Source organism: Ekhidna sp., assembly GCF_039960695.1.
Lineage (GTDB): Bacteria > Bacteroidota > Bacteroidia > Cytophagales > Cyclobacteriaceae > Ekhidna.
Genome location: NZ_JBDVKP010000018.1, coordinates 349,039 through 371,442, shown reverse-complemented (window position 1 = coordinate 371,442; position 22,404 = coordinate 349,039). Strand labels below are relative to the sequence as shown.

Annotated in this window: 18 protein-coding genes; 10 read left to right on the top strand and 8 right to left on the bottom strand. The window is 41.0% G+C overall.

What is annotated here, in order from left to right:
* Nucleotides 1–4: 4 nt before the first annotated feature.
* Entirely contained in the window at nucleotides 5–169 is a 165-nt protein-coding gene (locus tag ABJG98_RS11715) for a Lacal_2735 family protein (RefSeq protein WP_348279707.1), read from the bottom strand.
* Between the two features lie 149 nt (nucleotides 170–318).
* Here ABJG98_RS11715 and ABJG98_RS11710 point away from each other — a divergent pair, with 149 nt between their 5' ends.
* The 3 genes from ABJG98_RS11710 to ABJG98_RS11700 are packed head-to-tail and all read left to right on the top strand — an operon-like array spanning nucleotide 319 to nucleotide 3,289.
* Nucleotides 319–1,983, top strand: a complete 1,665-nt coding sequence (locus tag ABJG98_RS11710) for a glutamine--tRNA ligase/YqeY domain fusion protein (RefSeq protein WP_348279706.1) — start codon at nucleotides 319–321, stop codon at nucleotides 1,981–1,983.
* A 3-nt stretch (nucleotides 1,984–1,986) separates the two neighbouring features.
* Entirely contained in the window at nucleotides 1,987–2,487 is a 501-nt protein-coding gene (locus ABJG98_RS11705; protein ID WP_348279705.1) for a hypothetical protein, read from the top strand.
* 10 nt (nucleotides 2,488–2,497) lie between these two features.
* Entirely contained in the window at nucleotides 2,498–3,289 is a 792-nt protein-coding gene (locus tag ABJG98_RS11700) for an MOSC N-terminal beta barrel domain-containing protein (protein ID WP_348279704.1), read from the top strand.
* Here the strand turns inward: ABJG98_RS11700 and ABJG98_RS11695 are convergent, their stop codons facing one another.
* Together ABJG98_RS11695 and ABJG98_RS11690 are read right to left on the bottom strand one after the other, a co-directional pair.
* Nucleotides 3,290–4,000, bottom strand: coding sequence for a membrane or secreted protein (locus ABJG98_RS11695; protein WP_348279703.1), 711 nt, complete (start codon nucleotides 3,998–4,000; stop codon nucleotides 3,290–3,292).
* The gene (locus ABJG98_RS11690) at nucleotides 3,997–6,153 is read right to left on the bottom strand and encodes an acylase (RefSeq protein WP_348279702.1); all 2,157 of its coding nucleotides are present in this window, start codon (nucleotides 6,151–6,153) and stop codon (nucleotides 3,997–3,999) included. Before ABJG98_RS11690 ends, ABJG98_RS11695 begins: the two co-directional genes overlap by 4 nt.
* A 169-nt stretch (nucleotides 6,154–6,322) precedes the next feature.
* On the opposite strand from ABJG98_RS11690, the gene ABJG98_RS11685 reads away from it, so the two are divergent.
* The 6 genes from ABJG98_RS11685 (at nucleotide 6,323) to ABJG98_RS11660 (ending at nucleotide 16,351) form a co-directional block, all read left to right on the top strand.
* Complete coding sequence (locus ABJG98_RS11685; protein ID WP_348279701.1) at nucleotides 6,323–6,670, top strand: MauE/DoxX family redox-associated membrane protein; 348 nt, start codon at nucleotides 6,323–6,325, stop codon at nucleotides 6,668–6,670.
* A 59-nt stretch (nucleotides 6,671–6,729) separates the two neighbouring features.
* Nucleotides 6,730–8,346: an FtsX-like permease family protein gene (locus ABJG98_RS11680; protein ID WP_348279700.1), complete on the top strand. Its 1,617-nt coding sequence runs from the start codon at nucleotides 6,730–6,732 to the stop codon at nucleotides 8,344–8,346.
* An 18-nt stretch (nucleotides 8,347–8,364) separates the two neighbouring features.
* Complete coding sequence (locus ABJG98_RS11675; RefSeq protein WP_348279699.1) at nucleotides 8,365–9,105, top strand: FtsX-like permease family protein; 741 nt, start codon at nucleotides 8,365–8,367, stop codon at nucleotides 9,103–9,105.
* Nucleotides 9,106–9,298: 193 nt separating this feature from the next.
* On the top strand, nucleotides 9,299–11,668 hold the full coding sequence (locus tag ABJG98_RS11670; protein ID WP_348279698.1) for an FtsX-like permease family protein: 2,370 nt from the start codon (nucleotides 9,299–9,301) through the stop codon (nucleotides 11,666–11,668).
* 112 nt (nucleotides 11,669–11,780) lie between these two features.
* Nucleotides 11,781–14,852, top strand: a complete 3,072-nt coding sequence (locus ABJG98_RS11665) for a SusC/RagA family TonB-linked outer membrane protein (RefSeq protein ID WP_348279697.1) — start codon at nucleotides 11,781–11,783, stop codon at nucleotides 14,850–14,852.
* A gap of 2 nt (nucleotides 14,853–14,854) precedes the next feature.
* Complete coding sequence (locus tag ABJG98_RS11660; protein ID WP_348279696.1) at nucleotides 14,855–16,351, top strand: RagB/SusD family nutrient uptake outer membrane protein; 1,497 nt, start codon at nucleotides 14,855–14,857, stop codon at nucleotides 16,349–16,351.
* Between the two features lie 2 nt (nucleotides 16,352–16,353).
* On the opposite strand, the gene dgt is transcribed toward ABJG98_RS11660, so the two are convergent.
* From dgt to ABJG98_RS11645, 3 genes are all read right to left on the bottom strand, one after another.
* Nucleotides 16,354–17,784, bottom strand: a complete 1,431-nt coding sequence (dgt, locus tag ABJG98_RS11655; RefSeq protein WP_348279695.1) for a dGTP triphosphohydrolase — start codon at nucleotides 17,782–17,784, stop codon at nucleotides 16,354–16,356.
* A 226-nt stretch (nucleotides 17,785–18,010) separates the two neighbouring features.
* On the bottom strand, nucleotides 18,011–18,568 hold the full coding sequence (locus tag ABJG98_RS11650; RefSeq protein WP_348279694.1) for a pentapeptide repeat-containing protein: 558 nt from the start codon (nucleotides 18,566–18,568) through the stop codon (nucleotides 18,011–18,013).
* 3 nt (nucleotides 18,569–18,571) lie between these two features.
* Nucleotides 18,572–19,456, bottom strand: coding sequence for an MBL fold metallo-hydrolase (locus ABJG98_RS11645; RefSeq protein ID WP_348279693.1), 885 nt, complete (start codon nucleotides 19,454–19,456; stop codon nucleotides 18,572–18,574).
* A gap of 131 nt (nucleotides 19,457–19,587) precedes the next feature.
* Between ABJG98_RS11645 and ABJG98_RS11640 the strand changes: the two genes are divergently transcribed.
* On the top strand, nucleotides 19,588–20,070 hold the full coding sequence (locus tag ABJG98_RS11640) for a PaaI family thioesterase (RefSeq protein WP_348279692.1): 483 nt from the start codon (nucleotides 19,588–19,590) through the stop codon (nucleotides 20,068–20,070).
* A gap of 3 nt (nucleotides 20,071–20,073) precedes the next feature.
* On the opposite strand, the gene ABJG98_RS11635 is transcribed toward ABJG98_RS11640, so the two are convergent.
* Complete coding sequence (locus tag ABJG98_RS11635) at nucleotides 20,074–20,463, bottom strand: hypothetical protein (RefSeq protein ID WP_348279691.1); 390 nt, start codon at nucleotides 20,461–20,463, stop codon at nucleotides 20,074–20,076.
* 73 nt (nucleotides 20,464–20,536) lie between these two features.
* Nucleotides 20,537–22,372 carry a long-chain fatty acid--CoA ligase gene (locus tag ABJG98_RS11630; protein WP_348279690.1) on the bottom strand — a complete coding sequence of 612 codons (1,836 nt, stop codon included), beginning with the start codon at nucleotides 22,370–22,372 and terminating at the stop codon, nucleotides 20,537–20,539.
* Between the last annotated feature and the right edge of the window lie 32 nt (nucleotides 22,373–22,404).

The window sequence follows — 22,404 nt, the reverse complement described above, 5'->3', positions numbered from 1 at the left end:
CATTTTAAACTCCTTTTGACACAATCTGGCGCTGGATTTCCAGTGCCATTTTTTGTTTTTCCATGCTTTCGCTTGGGTTGGATTTTGAAAGCACATATGCTTCATGCATGAGTTTATCATATTCTCTTTGTAGAGATGATACATTGGACTTTTTGAAAAATCTTAGCATTGAAATTGTTTTTGCTGGTAAAAGATCTATTCCCTTTAGACGATATATACACTAAAAACTTGCTTCACTTTTTTACACGATTTTTCGATCTGGGTCAAGGATAGATTTTAACTAATCATTCCCCTACTTTTGCACCCTAATTTTATACTATGGATGAGGCAAAAAAATCATTGAATTTCATTGAGCAGATGATCGAAAAGGATCTGAAGGAAGGGAAACATGACTCCATTGTTACTCGATTCCCTCCAGAGCCCAACGGCTACCTTCACATCGGCCATGCCAAATCCATTTGTTTAAATTTCGGATTAGCTGAAAAGTACAATGGTAAGTGTAACCTCCGCTTTGACGATACCAACCCTGAAAAGGAAGAAACTGAATATGTCGAGTCCATCAAGTCCAACATCAAATGGCTTGGTTTTGACTGGGAAGATCGTGAACACTATGCTTCTGACTATTTTGAGCAGCTCTATGAAATGGCTAATACGCTGATTAAAAAAGGCTCAGCCTATGTCGATGATCTGTCTCAAGAAGAATTCAACAAGCTAAAAGGAACCCCAACACAACCAGGCAAGCCAAGCCCTTTCAGGGATCGATCTGTTGAAGAAAACCTTGACCTATTTGCCAGGATGAGATCAGGCGAATTTGCGAATGGAGAGAAAGTGTTGAGAGCTAAAATTGACCTTACCTCGCCTAACATGCACATGCGTGATCCAATCTTATATCGCATCAAACAGGTGCCCCATCATCGCACAGGTTATCAATGGTGCATCTACCCAACATATGATTTCGCTCATGGACAATCTGACTCCATTGAGAATGTGACTCACTCACTATGCACGTTGGAGTTCGAAGTACACCGCCCATTGTATGAGTGGTTAATTAATGAATTAGAAATCTACCCTTCCAAGCAAACAGAGTTTGCAAGGCTGAATCTTGGATATACTATAGTAAGCAAGAGAAGCCTACGCGAGCTAGTAGAGTTGGATCATGTCAATGGATGGGACGATCCGCGTATGCCTACCATTTCAGGCATTAGAAGAAGAGGGTTTACTCCGGCTTCTATTCGAAAATTTGCAGACACTATAGGAGTCGCCAGAAGAAACGGGATTACAGACATTGCTTTGCTTGAGCATGCTGTGAGAGAAGACTTAAATGCTACTGCCAACCGGGTATTTGGCATAATGAATCCCCTGAAAGTGATAATCACCAACTGGCCGGAAGACAAAACAGAAATGATGACTGCAGTCAACAATCCGGGAGATGAATCGGCAGGTACACGTGAAATGCCATTTACCAAAGAGGTTTTTGTCGATCAAGCGGACTTTATGGAAGACCCACCAAGCCCCAAGAAGTGGTATCGCCTTGGTCCGGATCGTGAGGTTCGGCTGAAGTTTGGATATATCATCAAATGTACCGGTTACAAAAAAGCAGATGATGGTACTATCGAAGAACTTTATGCTGAGTATGATCCACAAACAAGAAGTGGCCAAGATACTAGCGGAAAGAAAGTGAAAGGAACACTTGGCTGGGTTTCAGTACCACATGCGGTGAAGGCAGAAATACGAGAATATGACCGATTATTTAAAACAGAGAATCTAAATGCAATAGCTGATGATTTTAAGAATCACCTCAATCCTGATTCTCTGACAATCAACTCGGATGCTGTACTTGAGCCTTCACTGAAGGATGCAAAAGTAGGTGACCAAATGCAGTTTGAGCGCATTGGATATTTCCGTGTAGATGAAGATTCGACTACCGATCATTTGGTTTTTAATAGAACCATTACCTTGAGGGACAATTGGACCAAAAAATAGGATATGAAAAAATACCTTACGCTCATCTTAGTGGCCGTTTCATTTCTTTCTCACAGCCAGGATGGTTTTGAGACATTGGACGATGCTGCTTTTTCAATCAAATATCCTGGCACCTGGGAGCTGAATCAATCAGGCCAAATGGGAATGTCATTTGCACTTTTTTCACCAGTAAAATTTGACGGTGATCAATTTCGTGAAAATGTAAACCTTGTTGTTCAGGATATCTCTTCCTACAACATGGATCTAACCGATTTTGTGAATCTGTCAAAGAATCAAATAAAAACGATGATTCAGGATGGTAACATATTGGAGAGTGAAGGAACCGAAGATTATCAGAAAATCATATATACAGGCACAATGGGTCAGTTTAAGTTGATGTTCAAGCAGCATTACTGGATCAATGGAAGCAATGCTTATATCCTAACATTCACAGCTGAGCAGTCTGAATATGACAATTACGCGGAAATTTCGCGCCAAATCATGGATAGCTTCCTGTTAAAATAAATCGGTCAGAATGAAGGTATCCGGTCTTTATATCTACCCTATCAAATCATTTCAAGGCATCTCACTTCGAGAAGTTGAGGTTTTGGAAAGAGGGTTTCGATACGATAGGCGATGGATGTTGGTTAATCATAGAAACATCCTAATCACGCAACGATCACACACCCAAATTTCACAAGTCGGTATAAGACTGACTTCAGACAGTATCATAGCATCGTATAGTGGTCTGCCTGACCTGGAAATTCCATTAACATTGAAGAGTAATACCCATATAAATGTGACTGTCTGGAATGATCAGGTGCAGGCACTTGAAGCTCCATCGGAAATAAATGAATGGTTTTCCAAAATAGCAACTGAGTCTTGTAAGCTTGTATTTATGCCGGAAACGGCATCTAGGCCAATCAACCCTGAGCGGGCGATCAATGGTGAAAATGTCAGCTTTGCAGATGGGTATCCATATTTAATACTTGGGCAATCTTCTTTGGACGATCTTAATTCAAGACTTGATGCGTCAGTTCCAATGAATCGCTTTCGACCGAATATTGTAGTGGAAGGGAGTAAAGCATATGAAGAAGATAACTGGAATGACATCCAAATTGGAGACGTTAAGTTTCATGTCACTCATCCATGTAAGAGATGCGTTTTTACTACTATTGATCAAGAAACAGGAGCAAAAGGAGCCGAACCACTAAAGACCCTCGCGACTTATAGAAGAGAGGGCAAGGAAGTGATTTTCGGCGTGAATACACTTGCGTTTTCGACGGGTAAGATCAAGATTACAGACACAATTCAATTGAATTCTTAATCACTTCCTCAAACTCCAGACTTCAAACATGGGCTCACCTCGGCTATTGTTCCCCGAGTGTTGCCAATCACCTGCTTTCAGTTCATAATTGAATTCAAGACTTGCACCCACCCGGGTGTTATCCCGAGAAAAAAACTCAATGTTCTCAGTGTACTTGCCTTCCGTAGTTGTATACGTACCTCCACCCGTTCCCATGAACTGTTTAGTTTCTGTGTTATACGCGATCCATTGAAAGCGGGTGCCCGAAAGTATTTTCATGGTTTTTCGCGGACGCAAAATATCAACAGATTGCACGTCGCCATTTCTCATTCTTCCTGTAATAAGCCAGGCACCTGCCAGCTTCCCTGGTTCTCCTGCGTCTACTCTTGAAGCCCAGGTTTCCATACCTACAATCCGCATCTTATCTGGCCCGTCCCACTCAATATCAAATGAAACTTCCATTCCTACTTTATCTTGATCTTCGGAATTAAACTCCGCCACTTCAGTCATCGTGTTTCCGTTCAATTTCCAGGTTCCTCCATTGGTTTTGATAAAATCACCTGTTTCTTCGTCAAACCAAGCAGCTGCCTGATAGTCTTTAGTAAATGTGACTACTCCTCTCGTGTTTTGTCCTTCCTCGCCTGTTTCAATCCATTCCCATGCTCCAATTAGATTTTGCCCAAATGAAACATTGATAATGCAGGTTAATATAATTGCTCCTATACTTTTCATCTTTTTCCTGGTTTATAAGTTTCCTCTGCTCTGGCCTCCACATCTTCACGATAGTAGGCGATCTCTTTGAATTGCTGATTGGCGTACATTTCTGCCTGATCATAAAAGTGTGGTGAATTTGAATCTCCGCTCTGGCCTCCAGCAAGAATGGTTTTAGCCTTCACCTTGTTACCAAACTCTACCACAGCCACGAAGCTATTTCCTCGGGTACCGTAGATTTTATCAGTATCCTGTGATGACCTCATACCATAGGCAGCGAGCGCTCCCCACCTTCCTGTTGTCATTCCAACCGGAATGCTTAGCGCATCATCATCAAATTGAAGGTCAATTGATCCATCTTTTCGTTGGAATCGATTCACTTCTCCCCAAGGTGTGTTCCAGTTGCCCATTCGCTCTTCCACTTCTGTAATGGCTTTAATAAAAATGTCAAGTCGATCAGCCTCGGACAGGTCCGTTCCGAAGTAATTAAATCGGTCCATACCGATTAAATCTTCAGGCACCTCTGCATATCGGTATAAATTCATGCCATAGAAATGTGCCAGTGTCATCCCGACAGACTCTACGCCGGTGCGCATATCCCAGTTTCGCAACACTTCAATTGGTCCTGAAATACTGACATCTGGTGCTTGATCATACGCAGCAATAAGTCCGGGAATTACTTTTTCGAATGCCGGTAAATACGGATCATATGCCAGGTCAATCATTTTATCAATGGTTAACCCCTTGGCGTCCGCAAGCAAGCCTATGGCGTGCACCGCTCGGAAGTTCTCAGGAATTCGCGACATATAACCTGGGTAATCTTCCTTCTTGGGACTGTATTGTGCTGCGGATGTAAATGGCGTAGAGTTACAATTTTGAATCCATCCGTTAAGAGGATTCATCACGGTAATCGCTTCTTCGACCGGATGCAGCCCTTGCCAATCAGTTGCAGGGTTGCTTCCGTCTACTGGTTGTGTATAATCGAATTGCTCATCCCGAATCGGAATAAAGTTGCCATGGTAGTAAGCAATGTTTCCTTCAGAATCTGCAAAAACGGTGTTATTGGATGAATTGGTACGGATATCCATCATCTCATTGAACTCCGCCAGATTTTTCTTTTTAGACCGAATGTATGATTGCTCAAGTGCTTTCACCGGCTCCCACATCAAAGCGGTGGCCGTCCACTTTCCATCTACTTCATGGGTGATTGGTCCATGGTGTGTTCGGTAGATTGGAAAGGTTTTTTCTTTCATCGATCCGTCTACCCTATATTTCAAGGTCACTTCTTTTACTTCCACTTTTCGCTCCTCTTCCCCGTACTGATAATACAATCCATCCTCCTTCTCGAGGATGGTCTGCTTGAACTCATCGATTACATCTGTATAGGTGGAAGTGTGCATCCATCCGGTGTTTTCATTGAACCCCTGATAGACAAAAAACTGCCCCCAGGTAACAGCGCCGTAGGCATTCAATCCTTCTTCACTAACAGCGTGCACCTCCCCTCGAAAATAAAATGACGTATGTGGATTGATTAATAACATCGCATCACCGGATTCAGTGAGGTCACCAGAGACTGCAAACCCATTGGATCCTTTCGGTTCTTCCATGAAATAGTCTACCTCGTTAATTTCCTCGGCTAATTTCTCACCTTCATAAAATGCTTTGATTTTTCTTGTGGATACTCGCTCAATGTCTCCTCCGATTGAACCTTCAGTGAAATACATGGTCATCCATGGCTCGTATTTTTTGATCACTTTTGGTTCTACTTCAGGATGTGTGTGCAGGTAGTAATTGATCCCGTCAGCCCAGGCAACACAAAGTTTTTTTAACCAATCCGGTGCAGATTGGTAGTTCATTTTGGCTTCATCTTTTGTCATGAACAGTTTTGCCCGCAGGTCACTATATATCGCGTCCTCTCCTTCCGCTTCTGCCAAGCGACCAATTGCCCAGGTAAAGTTTCGCTCCACTCTCCTGAAATCATCTTCACACTGAGCGTAAAGCAATCCGAAGACTGCATCTGCATCTGTTTTACCATAAACATGTGGCACGCCAAAATCATCACGAATGATTGTGACATTGTCGGCTTGACCAGCCCACTTGGCTACCTCGGGATAGGAAGTTTCGGGTGAACAGGCAATTAAAGTGAGAAGGAAAAGAGTGAGATATCTGTACATAGGTTTTGGGTTGAGTCCGATACGTATCAAATATATCTAATTATTGAACCATCGCATCGTTTTGCCAGTCATCCTATCTCTAAACTGAACGGACTCTAATGGAGGTTCAGAATCTATTCATATCTTCGAGAGGATTCTGAAAACAAATTCAGAATGACCAATCTGAACTATGGAAAACATCAGCCTCTGGATCATGGCCATTCTTTACATCATCGCCGGTGTGAATCACTTCATCATGCCTCACTTTTATGAGAAAATCATCCCTCCGTTCTTTTCAAATCCAAAGTTGATCAATTGGGTTAGTGGTGTTGCTGAGATCATTCTTGGTGTCCTATTATTGATACCGGCCTATACACCTCTTGCAGCTTGGGGAGTGATCGCTTTATTGATTGCCGTCTACCCTGCTAACATCTATCACTTCATGAAAGGTTGGCGTAAAAAGAAGATGGTTTGGGTACTAGCTCTTCGATTGCCTATGCAATTCATTCTCATCTGGTGGGCATATACATTTACCTAAAAGCAACCTTTTAGAAAATCTATAATCTATTGTAGTAGAGATTACCAACTGCTACAACTATGTTCAAGAATTTCTTCAAGATCACCATTCGTAATTTTCTTAGAAACAAATCTTACGTTTTCATCAATTTGATTGGCCTGGGCCTCTCGCTGGCATGTTGTATTGTCGGCTACCTCAATTGGGAATTTGCTGCAGACTATGACAAAAACCATCAGAATCATGAACGGATATATAAAGTCCATATCAACAAATCTGTTCAAGACCGAAATGTGCCGTATGGTATCACACCTCTCCCATTAGGTGAGCAATTGAAAGGAAAAATCGCAGGTGTCACTCGTTATTCGAGGTATGTGGATAATGGATTGGTTCTCAAAAAAGAATTGAATGTATTCAATCAACGAATCGGTTTTGCTGAAGATGACTTTTTTGAGATGTTTACTTTTCCATTCAAATATGGAAATAAAGAGGCCTTTTTTGACCAGAGCAAAATCATTTTAAGTGCGAATACCGCTGAGGTATATTTCGGTGATACCGATCCAACGGGAGAACTTATCACAATCATAAAAGAAGATGGAACCCCTCTCTCTATGACAGTAGGCGGTGTTTTAGAAGAGATCCCGATGAATTCTTCTATTCATTTCAGTGCCATCACTCACTGGGACAACTACCTGAAAATTAGAGAGCTTGAGCCAAACGATTGGACACGTTTCGTATCTGCAACTTTTGTAATGACAGACGGCAATAACTACCCTAAGAATTTATTGGACAACCTCAATGAGAATTATGTGACTATTCAAAATGAAGCACGAGACGATTTTCAAATCAGCAGTTACTATTTAGAGCAGTTGACCTATTTGGGACAAAATTCGATGGAGATCAGGTCCAATTGGCTCAGTGAACCTCCACCAACTCCAGCCGTCATCACTCCACTCATCATGGCTGGATTAATGCTGTTAATCGCTTGTTTCAATTTCACAAATACTTCTATTGCCATTTCCAGCAAGCGACTTAAAGAAATAGGCATCCGTAAAGTGATGGGTAGCGGGCGTAAACAATTGATCTTCCAATTCATGGGAGAAAATCTCATTCTATCATTCGGTGGCTTAATTGTGGCATTAGGTATTTCATATTTTCTTGTCCCTGCTTACAGTGCTATGTGGGATTTCATCAACTTAGAGCTTGATTTCATGGCAAACCCTGAGATCTTTTACTTTCTAATTGGCTTACTCATATTTACATCTATCATAGCCGGAGCTTATCCCTCACTATACATAAGTAGCTATCAACCAGTGAAAATTCTTCGGGGAAATCTGTCACTTGGTGGAACCAACTGGTTTTCTAAGTCACTTCTTGGATTTCAATACCTCTTTACTATCATCGCACTGATATCGTCATTGGCATTTGGGAAAAATGCCGAATATCAATCTGAGATGGATGTAGGCTTCCGAAGAGAAAACATACTTGCGGTTAGAGTAGAAAGCCAGTCGGAGTATGAGCGATATTTCAATCTTGTGAGTCAAATGCCCGAGCTAGACATGGTCAATGGCACCACACATCACATAGGTTGGTGGACATATAGCCGAACGCTAAGGGCTGGCGAAAAGGAAGCTGAGGCTAGCATGATGAATTTTTCTCTAGGTTACAAAGACATCATGGATTTGAATATTTTGGAATGAAGATATTTTGATGCGGAATTGGCCGACTTTGATCGTGAGAATTCAATTCTGGTAAATGAATCCATGGTGAAGGAAATGGGATGGACAGAGCCTGTTGGTCAGATAGTTCAGATTGATGACAGCACACGCTTGTCTGTTGTTGGTGTGGTAATGGACTTTTATATGTATGGTTTTTTCGATCCGGTAGAGCCTGCCGCTTTTCGTTTGGCGAATAAGGATGCAATGAATTTTGTCGTGATCAAAAGCAGCATGGGTTCAACTCACCTCCGGGATTTGATGGAAGAAAAATGGTACGAAGTAGCTCCAAATACTCCATTCAACTCACAGTTTCAGGATGAAGCTCTGGCAGGAACAGACTATGTCAATAAAAATATTGAAACCATGTTTAGGTTTCTCGGGATTCTGGCTTTGCTTCTTTCATCCATCGGACTTTATACACTGGTTTCTCTCAATGTTATAAAACGAATTAAAGAAATAGGTGTCCGTAAAGTGCTTGGAGCAAGTGTTGGGCAGATTGTTGTCCTAATGAATCATCAGTTTTTCTGGCTACTGCTTATCGCATCTGCATTGGGTGCCGCACTCAGCTATTTTGCAATAGATGCGTTGATGGCTTCTATCTTTTCCGTTTACAAAGCTGCAAGCTATTTTACGGTAATCGTTCCATTCCTTGGGTTGTTAATGCTTGCCGTAGCAATTGCCTCCATACGGATTACAAATTCGGCTGTAAAGAATCCCATAGAATCGCTGAGAGACGAGTAAAATGACTTGATAAATCGTACTTAGGGACAGAATCATAAATTACTATCCCCTCTTTTATGATTCCCTGTGTCCGAATAATTGGTTCATTTCCGAACAGGTATAAATACATCGCAATTTGTAACCGTCTGAATATGTGTTAGTTGTGTCCAGTGGCACATTTGTTGGTCATTACTGATCAAAACGTAACCTGATCATGTTTAGTAACTTTTTCAAAATCACTTTAAGAAATTTCTCGAGGAACAAGATTTATGTTTTCATAAATATCATTGGGCTTGGATTTTCACTTGCATGTTGCATAGTAGCTTACCTCAACTGGAAGTTTGAATCTAACTACGATACGAATCACGAGAACCATGCTCGCATCTATAAAGTCCATTCCTATAAGTCGGTGCAAGGAGAAAAGGTACCTTATGGGATAACTCCTATTGCGCTAGGCGAACAGATCCGAGATCAGATTCCAGGTATTACTCACTACTCAAGATATGAGGCGAGCACTTATGTAATAAAAAAGGAGAACAACGTACTTGAGCAATACATTGGATTTGGCGAAGACGACTACTTTGAGATGTTCACTTTTCCTTTCAAGTACGGGAGCAAAGATGTTTTGCTTGATAAGAGCAAGATCATACTGACAGAGGCTATGTCCAAGGTCTATTTTGGAGAAGGCGATCCAAGAGGCGAAATATTGACACTCATTGATTCAAACGGAAAGGAGTTTCCATTAATTGTGGGTGGAGTTCTGGAAGATATCCCTCTTAATTCATCCATGACATTTAAAGCCATTACGCATTATGACAACTACTTAAGGATAACTGGCTTTGAAAATGATGATTGGAGATATTTCAATGCGGCAACATTTGTCATGACTGACGGACAATATCCGCAGAGTCTTATCGATTTTGCGAACAACAATTCCATAGACATCCAAAACAAAGCTCGAGAAAACTTTCAGGTTGCTGGCTACTACGTGGAACCACTCACCACTCTTGCCAGAAAGTCCGAAAAGATACGCTCCAATTGGTTGAATGAAGCACCTCCAATTTCGGCTATCATTGGCCCGGCTATAATGGCCATTCAGTTATTATTAATAGCATGCTTCAATTTTACCAATACCTCTATTGCCGTTTCTAGTCGCAGACTTAAAGAGATCGGAATTCGTAAAGTGATGGGTAGCCAAAGAAAGCAACTCATTTTTCAGTTTATGATGGAAAACCTTGTGCTCTGCTTCGGAGCACTACTTATAGGTCTTGCTATTGCAGATATACTGGTACCCGCTTATAGTGCATTATGGAGATTTATTGATTTAAAGCTCAGCTTTACTTCTGATCCAGAGATCTATCTTTTCCTTGGTGGGCTGTTAGTAACAACTGCGCTAGTAGCCGGCGCCTACCCTTCATTATATATCAGTAAATATCAGCCTGTCAAAATTCTTCGAGGAAACTTACGTTTGGGAGGCAGCAGTAAATTCTCCAAAGTACTGCTAGGCGCGCAGTATATGTTGACGGCTTTAGCTTTGATTTCAGCACTTTCATTTTATAATAATTCAAACTATCAATCCGAATTTGATCTGGGCTTTTCAAAAGACAAAATGCTCTCGATCAGTATAGAAAATCAAAGTGAGATAAAAAGCTTCAGACCCATATTGGAGCAAATGCCAGAGATTAATTCCATTGCAAGCACGTACAATCGAATTGGAGATTGGAGCTATAGCAGAACGCTGAAAAATCAAGAAACGGAGATAGAAGCTGAAATGATGGACTTTACTCCAGAGTATTTTGACTTTATGGCACTTGAGATGGTAGAAGGTAGATTTTTCGACACAAAGCTTCAAGATCATGACCGAAGCAATTCCATCGTGGTAAACGAGCAACTCGTCAAAGAATTTGGATGGGACGATCCTGTTGGACAAGTCCTCGCCATTGATGATAGTACAAAGTTGAATGTCATAGGCGTTATCAATAATTTCTACGATGAAGGATTCTTTGACGGTATTGAACCAACAGGAATACGACTAGCAAGCGAGGATCTTAGGTATTACCTGCTCATAAAAAGTGATATGGATCCTGTTAAGTTATATGATCAGCTCGAAGCGGAATGGCTTAAAGTTGCTCCAAACAGACCGTTTGATGCAGAATATGATGATGCGGTCGCCAATGCCGAAGAAGTGAATGCAAACATTATGATTGTGTTTCAATTTCTTGGGTTAGTCGCTCTCATTCTTTCTACCATCGGCTTGTATACACTTGTGTCGCTTAATATTATCAAACGAATAAAAGAAATTGGTGTTAGGAAGGTGCTTGGTGCCTCCATTCAACAGATTATCGTGTTATTGAATGCAGAGTTCTTTTGGCTCATATTAGTTTCCGCTTCAGTCGGTGCAGTTATTTCCTATTTCGTATTAGACATTTTGATGGGCTCTATTTTTGAAATCTATCAACCGAGTACCGTTATTACAATGGTTATTCCATTTGTATTACTAATCGTTATTGCATTGTCAATTGCTTCAGCACGGATACTAGGCACAGCAGTTAAAAACCCTGTTGATTCGCTGCGTTACGAGTAAAATCAACTTGCTGAAATCGAACTTAAGGGCAGAATCATCGATTACTGCCCTTTTTTATGTCCCCAAAGAAGTAATCTGTCTATTTTTAAGACACTAACTCAACTACCACCCTATGAAACTAATACTAACCTGCCTGGTATCGTTGCTAATGGTATTTTCCATTTCAGCCCAGGTTACACTTCAAGGATCTATAACCGATGCAAATGGTAATGGTCTGCCGGGAGTGACCGTCAAAGTCGAAGGCACTACCAATGTAGCAACCACAGATCAAAATGGGAATTTCACAATCCAATTGACCGATGGATATGAAACATTGGTCGTTACCGCCGAGGGATTCCAAACTCAAAAGATTTATCTCACAGGCCAAAATTCGGTTTCAGTGAATATGAAGTCTGGCAGTGTATCAGACAATGTAGTGAACATGGGAATTGGCTCACAAAGCAAAGACAAACTCACAAGTAGCGTATCCAGTGTAGCCGCGGAAGATGTGAGCCCGGCACCACTTATTAATCTGGAGCAAGCCAATCAAGGGGTAACTGCTGGTTTATTTGTACAGAACTCCAGTGGTAAGCTTGGCCAGGGAACAACGGTAAGGATTCGTGGAGGTTCGTCACTCTCAGCTTCCAACCAGCCATTGTATGTAATAGATGGTGTACCGTTGACTTCCGGCAATCAATCCAATATAAATCCCAGCAATATCGAGACGATAGAAATTCTGAAAGATGCTGCAGCCACAGCCATTTATGGAACACGGGCTGCTAATGGTGTGATCATTATTACAACCAAAAGCGGCAACACAGGAGGCATGCAGGTAAATGTAGATTACCAATTTGCCATCAGCCAAACACCAAAAAAACTGGATATCCAATCCGCTGACGAGCATCGGTTACAGACTTTTGAAAGTATTCTTCGTGGATTTGAAATTGCCGTTGGTGGTCTCCCTGGAGTAGTTGACCCGCAGATTGACATTGATGGACAGATTAGAGATATAAATAGAGGCTTTTTAGAAAGCTATTATGATTCAAATCTATCTACTGTGCGATTTGTGGATATTTCTTCCAACCAATCATTCACTTTCAATATTCCTTCCTTCTACAATGACCTCACCTACAACACCGACTGGCAGGATCAGGTATTCAGAAATGCCCCCTCCCACCGTGCCAATGTAGATATACAAGGAGGAACTGAGCAGCTGGGTTATTTTGCTTCAGTAGGGTACACCACGCAGGAAGGAATCTTAATCGGCAACAAGTTTGACCGATTCAACGGATCCGTTTCACTAGACAGTAAATTGACTTCCAAATTAGCGGCAAATCTCAACTTCAATTTCATTCGCACTCAGGACGATCGATTGAGTGAAGATCAGGATTTGGGTGCACCGCTTCAGGCCATCGTACTTCCTCCTTCGGATAGTTTCGATCCGGCAAACAACTACGGACTGATCGTCAGAAGTCTGGAATACAATCCACTCACCGAAATCAACTTCGCAGATAATCAAGCAACCAATAATAGCATCATTGGAAGTCTAGGATTTAAGTATCAATTTTCCGATAAGCTTTCGCTTGATGTAAATGGTGGAATCGACAGAAGTGATATTAGAGCTGAAAGACGACAAGGTCCTGAGACGCTGGATGGTGCTCCAAGTGGCCGATCTCAGCTCAGTGAGCAGCTTACCAATAATTATGTGTTTAATGGCTGGGCCACCTACAATCCAGAAATAACTGGTGATAATAATCTTTCCATCATATTGGGTGGTTCGTATCAAAAATCCACCACAAGCTTCGATTTCAGACAAGCCAATGTAAATAGCATTGCCACACTGGAATCCCTAAGCGAGTCTGATGCATCCTTGTTTAATGAGCCGATACAAGGTGACGCTAGCGTCTTTTTATCATCCTATGCACGTGTGAGCTATTCCATTGGAAACTTGTACGACTTTCAGGTGACCGGACGAATGGATGGTAGTTCCAAGTTTAGTGAGGACAACCGTTTTGGTTATTTCCCCGCTGTTTCTGCTGGTTGGAATATCCACAATGCGGATTTTTTCGGCTCCAGCACGCTAAACCAGTTGAGGTTAAGAGCTAGCTACGGTCTGGTTGGAAATGCGCCGACGGACGACTTCCTCTATCGAAGAAACTACATCCGCACCAGATACAACGATGAAGACGCAGTAGAGCTGGCCAACCTTTCCAATGAAAATCTAAAATGGGAAACCACCTCTCAATTTAACGTTGGTGTAGATTTTGGGATAATGAATGATCGAATCAGCGGTTCGGTAGACTACTACTTGAAAACAACCACTGACCTATTATTTCCTGTACCTGTTTCGCAAACATCCGGTTTTGGTACCATCTTCGACAATATCGGAACCATGGAAAACAAAGGCTTTGAGTTAAACATTAGCTCACTGAACGTGTCTACTTCAGATCTTTCCTGGACCACAGACTTCAACATTTCCTTCAATAAGAATACCATCATCGACTTGAATGGAGAGCAAGCAATCGTAGGAGTAAACGCCTTTCTGGAAGGACAATCTGCAGGCGTTTTTTATATGAGAAAATACATGGGAGTAGATCCAGCAACGGGAGAAGCTCTCTACGATGACGGTAATGGTGGGACTACTGACAACTGGGAGGATGCACCTCGACAGGTGGTTGGCGATCCTAATCCAGATTTTTTCGGAGGTCTGACAAACTCTGTTTCATACAAAAACTGGACACTATCAGCTATGTTCCAATTTGTAGGTGGCGTTGATCTTTACTTCGCGACAGGAGAGTTCCTGGCCAACAGCGGCATTCTCAATCTGGGACAACTTTCAAGAGAAAGTGCCAGATGGTATGAGCCAGGAGATGAAGCAGCTTATCCTGCATTGAATCCATTCCAGGATGAACCGAACTCATCGACACGATGGCTCGAAAACGGAAGCTATGTCAGGCTCAAAAACATTACAATTACCTACAATTTCCCTTCAGACAAGCTGGCGGGAATGGGCTTACGAAACCTAAGTGTTTACGTAGGAGCGTCAAACCTCCTCACATTCACTGATTATGTCGGGTACGACCCGGATGTTAGTTATTTTGACCCCCTCGATGGAATCATCGGTCAGAATATCAGCCGTGGCATTGACAACTTTACTGCGCCACAACCACGAATCTTTATGTCGGGCATCAAAATCGGATTTTAATCATGAAAGCACTTAAGATAAAATACACAATGAGACAATCATTCACCTTCCTTTTCCTATTCGCTGGGCTAATAAGCTGTAATGATATTCTAGATATTGATGCAGAAAATTCACTTAGTGGAGATGTGCTAACAGATCAGGAATCAATTGAGTCCGCCTTGAATGGCGCCTATTATAATCTTTTTGGAATCAATGATGGATCAGATGGTGGTGAGCTGCTTGGAGGAGATTTTAAGTTGATTGCCACACTTCTTACCAGACAAGTGAATCTGGAGGTTTCCTGGGACGAGACCAATGCTCCTGGATATGAAGATTTTGTTCGTAAAAGCGTACTCGAAACCAATATCCGAGTAGAAGCAAACTGGCGAAGGGGGTACGAGACGATCAATGTTGTCAATGATATTCTGGACAACCTTGACAACATTTCGGATAATTCCGCTCGCACACGAATAGCTGGTGAAGCCATGGCTATTAGAGGAATATTGTATTTTGAAATGGCAAGACTTTGGGCACCGCAGTATCAGGGAAGTGCCAATGATCCGGCCATTCCTTTGATCACTGAGCCTATTAGATCAGTGAGTGACATTGGTACGCCAACAAAAGCGACAGTTAGTGCTATCTACACTCAAGTAGAAACTGACTTGAATACGGCTTCTACAAACTTGCAATCATTAGGTACTAATAACAATCGGATTTCCTATTATGCCTGTCAGGCCTACCTGGCTAAGGTAGCCATGCAGCAAAATGACTATTCAGCCGCAGAGGGATTTTTGAACAACGTGATTGGTGGACCATTCTCTCTTGAAAGTCGTTCGTTTGATGCATTTAATAATGGAACTGTATCCGGAGAAGATGTGCTGGTAGTACAGCAGACGGCTTCAAGTAACACTGGCACAAATACGACTGGCTTGGCTGCGTTTTACTCGTCATTTAATGAATTTGGCAGTACGCTTCGTATCCAGCCAAGCTCATTGAATTCTAATTTTCTTGCTAACAATCCAATGTTCAGTGATGCTGATCATAGAGCCAATATTGATTCTGTGTCTACATCAGCTAACGACGTGGATAGCTTATACTACCTCGATGCGGTAAATACATTTACGATCAGTTCTGCTAAGTTCTTGAGAAATACAGATGTAATTCCGCTAGTGAGACTTGCTGAAATGCGCTTGTCGAGAGCAGAAGCAATTTTGGAACAAAACTTTAATGGCGATCCTGTAGATGCTACAGCGCTTGCAGATTTAAATGTCATAAGAATACGTGCAGGGTTACCTGCTTTGTTAGATACATTGACTGCATTTGAGTTTTATGACAGCTTGATTGTAGAAAGAAATCGGGAATTGCTGTATGAGGGTGTGGTCTTTCATGATTTGAAACGTCAGGCTGCCAATGGCCTATCTGTTAGAATTACCAATTCAAATCTAGATCCGCTGGATGATCGCTTCATTCTGCCCATTCCACAATCGGAGTGTGATGCCAGTCCGGGGTTGTGCGACTGAATTTAGTAAGGCTTAAAAATAGTTTCTGGATTTTCGGACATTAATCTACCATAAAACTCAATTGCATATCGATCCGTCATTCCAGCTATATAGTCACATATTATTCTGTTTTTCGACTCATGCGGAGCTTGTTGATATAAAGTTCTATGATCCTCGGGCATTAAAGTTGACCCATTTCTAGAGGAAAGGGCACTGAAAATCGACTTAACAATCTCCTTTCCTCTATATTCAGCAATTTTTAACTTCGGACTTAGAATCTGAGATTCAAATGTAAAAGTCTTCAAAACTTCTACCTTCAAACGAACATCATTCTTTAGCCAAACTTTTGATAATGGAGGATATTTGGAGTCATATTCAAACTCAACACCTCTCACAAATTCACCAACCAAATAGGACGTAAGGCTTGTCCTTACTGCTCCATTACTTGCTAGGAAATTAGATCCTCCAAAAGCTAATTGGGACACTTTGATGGCTAATCCTCGAAATTCCTCTTTTGACACATTCTTAGGTATTTCAAGCTTTATATCGGAAAATATATCAGAAAATATATCAAATAAGACATCAATTATGTCATTATCACTCAAATCTAAATTAAGCGTTCTATTAACTTTTTTTCTCACCCTTTTGATCAAAGTAGAATCCGAGAACAATATTTTGAAGGGGGTATAGAAACCAGCCTTTAACCCGTCCTCCAAGTCGTATGTTGAGTAAGCAATATCATCCGCTATATCCATTATTTGGCACTCAACAGTTTTAAAATTGGATATAGTACTTTTCCCTACTATATTCTTCTTTATTTCTTTAACCACATCGTTCTCTTCTGAGTAGAATCCTTTGACTGCATGTTCCCGATCTTCTGGTTTTCTTAAATTCCTGCATGCCGGAATCTGATTATCATACTTAAGAATTGATGCCAAGGAACGATAAGTTAAATTCAAACCCATTCGAGTATCTCTACCTGAATCATCATAAAATATATTTTCGGAATGTATAATCTTTTTTTCCAGCTTAGTCAAGATTCGTAGGGTTTGCGCATTCCCCTCAAATCCACCATAGTCCATCATTGATTCATCTAGGGCTTCTTCTCCCTGGTGACCAAAAGGTGGATGTCCCAAGTCGTGAGCCAGTCCTGCAAATTCACAGATATTTTCATCTATTATAATTTGATCTCCTTTGCTATTCTTGAAGCGATGGTTTATTCTTATTGCTATAGATTTTGCTATCTGAGCAACTTCCAAAGAATGGGTAAGTCTGTTTCTGAAAAAATCTGATTCAACACTTGGATATAATTGTGTTTTTCCTTGAAGTCGTCGAAATGAAGGGGAATGAATTAGTCTAGCATAATCTCGCCTAAACTCTGATCTATATTCTTCAGATTCGTTTAGTCTTGAAGGGACTTCTGTGAAGCGTTTTTTGTCTGAGGATGAATACATCCTCTAAATTTAGTCCTTTGTTTTTTTGATTACAACGGTCGAGTTAGTGTTAATAGAATACTTAGTCCTGATTGATTTTGGCATATAAGAATTTTCATTAGCTGCCATTTTAAGAGCACTCTTAAATGCAGATTGTGTTGATTTAGCCATGATAGGGTTGTTTTACTTGACAAGATATAACAAAATAATAATAATATAACCCTAAATAAAGTTCAATAGTCTATAATTATCCCTCTATTTTCAAATTGTGCTTGGAAAGTAAGCCAGGAAGTTGAGCTAGTGATAATCTGGCTTTTGCCAATCGGGTAATCTCTGGATCTATCTGAAGTCTAACGGACATTCGAAAATCTGCACCCTCGAGATTGGCTCGATCAAAGCTGGCATTGAATAAATCACAACCAGTAATTTTTACATCCTTCAGGTCTGCAGCAGTAAAATCAGCTCCTTCCAAACTTGAATTTATAAATGCTGCCTGTCTGAGTTTCATTTCAAAAAACGTACAATCATTCAATTGACAATTTTCAAACACTGCCGAAAACAATAGCTGATTACTCCTGTCAAATTGAATCCCTAACATCTTACAGTTGCTGAACTCAACATCCAGGATGGATGTATCATTAAACTTCACATTGCTGAGGTTACAATCAACAAATTCTGATTCGATAAACTTGGTAGCTGAGAGGTTCCCATCAGAAAAATCGCAATTTTTGAATGTGCAGCATTCATATTCATTTTTATTGTCCAGTGTGGACAGCTTTTCAAAAGTCTCATTGGCAATTAGCATAGATCACCCTTGTTTCTTTTTCCAATATCTGACCAGACCTGCCACACTCATCCAGGAAGGATTGGCAGCTTCATACTGTTTCAATCCGTGATCTGAAACTCCGCGATCTCTGAGCTGCTGTTCAGTATACTTCATGAAAAGTGGGGTGATTTCATCATTATTGAGTCCTTCCTGCCATTTGGTTTTTATCCATTGCCCCCAGTCGCTGAGGATTTCTTTTAATTCTTTCATGTGAATGTTCGGATTAATTTCTTCGCCATAATGCGTAAGCACCAATCGGTTAGGATTTTTAGAAAGTACGAGATCGATGGAATGAATCCAATCTTCCAGGTTGATATCAGGCGGTGGGCAAGGAGGTACCACAGGTCCCCCTTCGATTTTGACACCAGCTACATCTCCTGTAAAAATCGTGTCTTTCCAGTGCCAGGCTATGTGATGCTTGGCATGTCCAGGTGTATGCAATGCCCGAAAGCTATGACCTCCGATTTCAATGGCATCATCATGATCCATCACTTTGAGGTTTTTCTTTGGTATGCCTTTCATTTCGCCCCATAGTACGTCCATCTGATCTCCATAAATCATGGTTGCAGATGCGACCAGCTTTGAAGGATCATGCATATGATCATGTCCAAATGGATGCAAATAAATCTTTGCCCCTTTTTCTGCAAATGCCCAGGCAGCTCCGGCGTGATCAAAGTGGATGTGCGATAAAAGCACATGTTTAACATCCCCAACTTTATATCCGAGGTTGTTCAGCCCCTGTTCCAGGCTTGGAAATGTGCTATACGGTCCAGATTCAATCAAAACTGGACCATCATCGGTTTCTATTACAAAGGCGGCAATTGCATGTTCATAATTTTGAAAATGCAGGTCGAGGGTGTGATACATAAATACGGTTATTTTTGGAATGCTAAGGCTATTAATTGTCGCAAGATTTTAATTGCTTTGGCATTCAATAACAGGAACAAACAAAAATTTTCTCAATAGTTGGCGTAAAGCCTCTTTGTAAAGTTACTAAAATGAGCGAGTCGAAATATTTTCAAGATCACATGCCAGAAAATGTCTGTTTTGGGTGCGGTAGTAACCATGAAGGGCTTCAAATCAAAAGTTATTGGGATGGAGATATCTCGGTGTGCGAATGGCGCTCGGAAGAAAAATACCACGGATGGAGCAACTTAATGAATGGTGGAATTATGGCTACACTCATTGATTGCCATTGCATGGGAACTGCCATGGCGGATGCCTATAAAAAAGAGGGACGGTCACTCGCTACAGATCCTGAATATCGCTATGCTACTGGCACACTGACTGTTAAGTATCTAAAGCCTACACCCAATACGACTGTAGAATTGAGAGCACGAGTGGTAGAGGTGAAAGGGAGAAAGACTGTTCTTAAATGTGACTTTTTATCTGAAAGTGGTGAAAAAACTGCTGAAGCAGATGTAGTAGCTATCCGCGTTTATGACAGCAGTGAAAATAAAACAACCGTTTTTAAGAGCTAAACTTTAATCAAATTGGAGTTTGATCTTTGTGGTGATTGTTTCATCTGTTTCCAGCGCCTCAATTAATGTGATGTTGGTTCCATTAATAACCAATGAGTTTGAAACCTCACTTTCGCCTTCATTTGTGCTTAAGTCACCAAAACCAAGGATAGCAACCTGATTATTTATTTGAAGGCTAACAATCAGTCTTCCTTGCCAAATACAAACCGCATCTTCTGGACAAAGAGAGTTTTCTTCAATGCTTTGGAAGGTAACTATCCAATTATTTCCTCGAATACCTGCTGAAACAGTTTCTTCGAGACCTATAAGTAAAACATTATCTTCTACTGATGAATTATCGTCTTTGCATCCTGATAGGGATGCCATAATGAGAGCTAAGTGAAAAACTTTCATGGCTATTTTTCACAAACAATCTTCAAATCTTATGCCATAAGTTAGGATTAGATGAACTTCTGAATAGGTTTTTTTACAATGCATCCATTGCTTCAAATTGTTCAAGTTCTTCCATTGTCATATCTTCAATCTTCAAATTTTCAAACCTGGAAAGGTCAAACTCGGATTGAGAGGTATAAATCGTATCTAAAACGGGTTTATATTTTTCAAGGATTACACGTCGCTTCAGTTTCATAGTTGGTGTAAGCTCACCTGTTTCTGGTGACCATGCGGAATTAATTAATCGGAATTCTTTGATTTTCGCCCAGTTACCAAGTTCTACATTTGCTCGATCTAATTCTTTTTGGAACAGTGCTCTTACTTTTTGGTCTTTTCGCATATCCTCAAAATCCATTAGTGAATAAGTTCCACTCAGTTGTGCTAGTACTTCATCCATATTTGGAACAATGAGAACGGCCGGAAACTTTTGTCCTTCACCTACGACCATGGCCTGATCAATCAGTATTGCTTCTTTCAACCTGTTTTCTACCTGTTGTGGTGCGATGTAAAGACCGCCAGAAGTTTTAAACAACTCCTTTTTTCGATCTGTGATATACAAAAATCCCTTCATCAATTTTCCTACATCGCCGGTTTTGAACCAACCGTCTTCGGAAAGGACTTCTCTTGTCAGCTCTTCATTTTTATAGTATCCTTTCATCACACTTGGTCCTTTTACCATGATTTCGTTCTCTTCTCCAAGCTTCACCTCAAGGTTGTCATATACCTTACCTACAGAGCCAAAGCTGAAGTCATCCATTCGGTTAGCAGCGATAACCGGCGAGGTTTCTGTGAGTCCATAGCCTTCGAGTACGTGAATGCCCGCCGCCCAGAAGACGCGAGCCAATCGTGGCTGAAGTGCAGAGGCTCCACACTGAATTTGTTTGATATTTCCGCCAAGTGCCTCGCGCCATTTGCTAAATACCAGTTTGTTTGCCACAGATAGTTGCCGATTGTACAGTGCCCCTTGATTTTTGTTTGGATCGAAATTCAATGCCAAAGTGATCGATCTGTTGAAGATTCCCTTTTTGATCGTTGAGAGCTCGCTTCCCTTCTTCAAAATTTTATCATACACCTTCTCAAGTAATCTTGGGACTGTATTGAATGTTTGCGGCTTTACTTCTTTGAGATTATCGGCTATGGTTTCAAGGCTCTCAGCGAAATACACGCCGATCGCATTGTAGATGTAGATATAGATTCCTGTTTTTTCGTAGATGTGGTTGAGCGGCAGGAAACTCAGCGCTTTATCTTTTCCTTTATCGAGTGTGCTGACTTTAGAAGATTCAACCACATTACTGTAAATGTTGGTGTGCGTAAGCATCACACCTTTTGGTTGACCTGATGTTCCTGAAGTGTAAATGATCGTACAAACATCCTCAGCTTTGACTGTTTGCTTCCTTCTTTCTACAGCCTCTTTATTTTTTCCTTTTCCTGCACGCAATACATCCAACCAACTTTTAGCTCCACCAATTTTATTGAAGGTATAAATAGAATCTATATCTAACTCTCTGGCGGCAGTATCAACAGATTTAAGCGTGGTTCCATTTGATACGAATATCAATTTTACTTCTGCCTCCTCAAGTATTGTTTTATATTCCAGACTGCTAAGCGTCGGATACAATGGAACTAAGATTGCGCCAATCTGCTGACATGCCATATCTACAAAGCACCATTCCGGCCTACCCTCTGACACTATAGATATTTTATCTCCAGGGTTTATTCCTAGTTCGATAAGTCCTTGACTTAATTGATTGATGATTTTAAGTGAATCGCCTGTGCTGTATTGTTTCCAGTAGCCTAATACTTTATGGGAAAAAGCATCTACAAGTGGGTTTTCATCGAATTGCTTATAGAGTAAGTCAAAAAGTCGCATCTTGAGTCTAATTTGAACCAGCAAATTTGTCC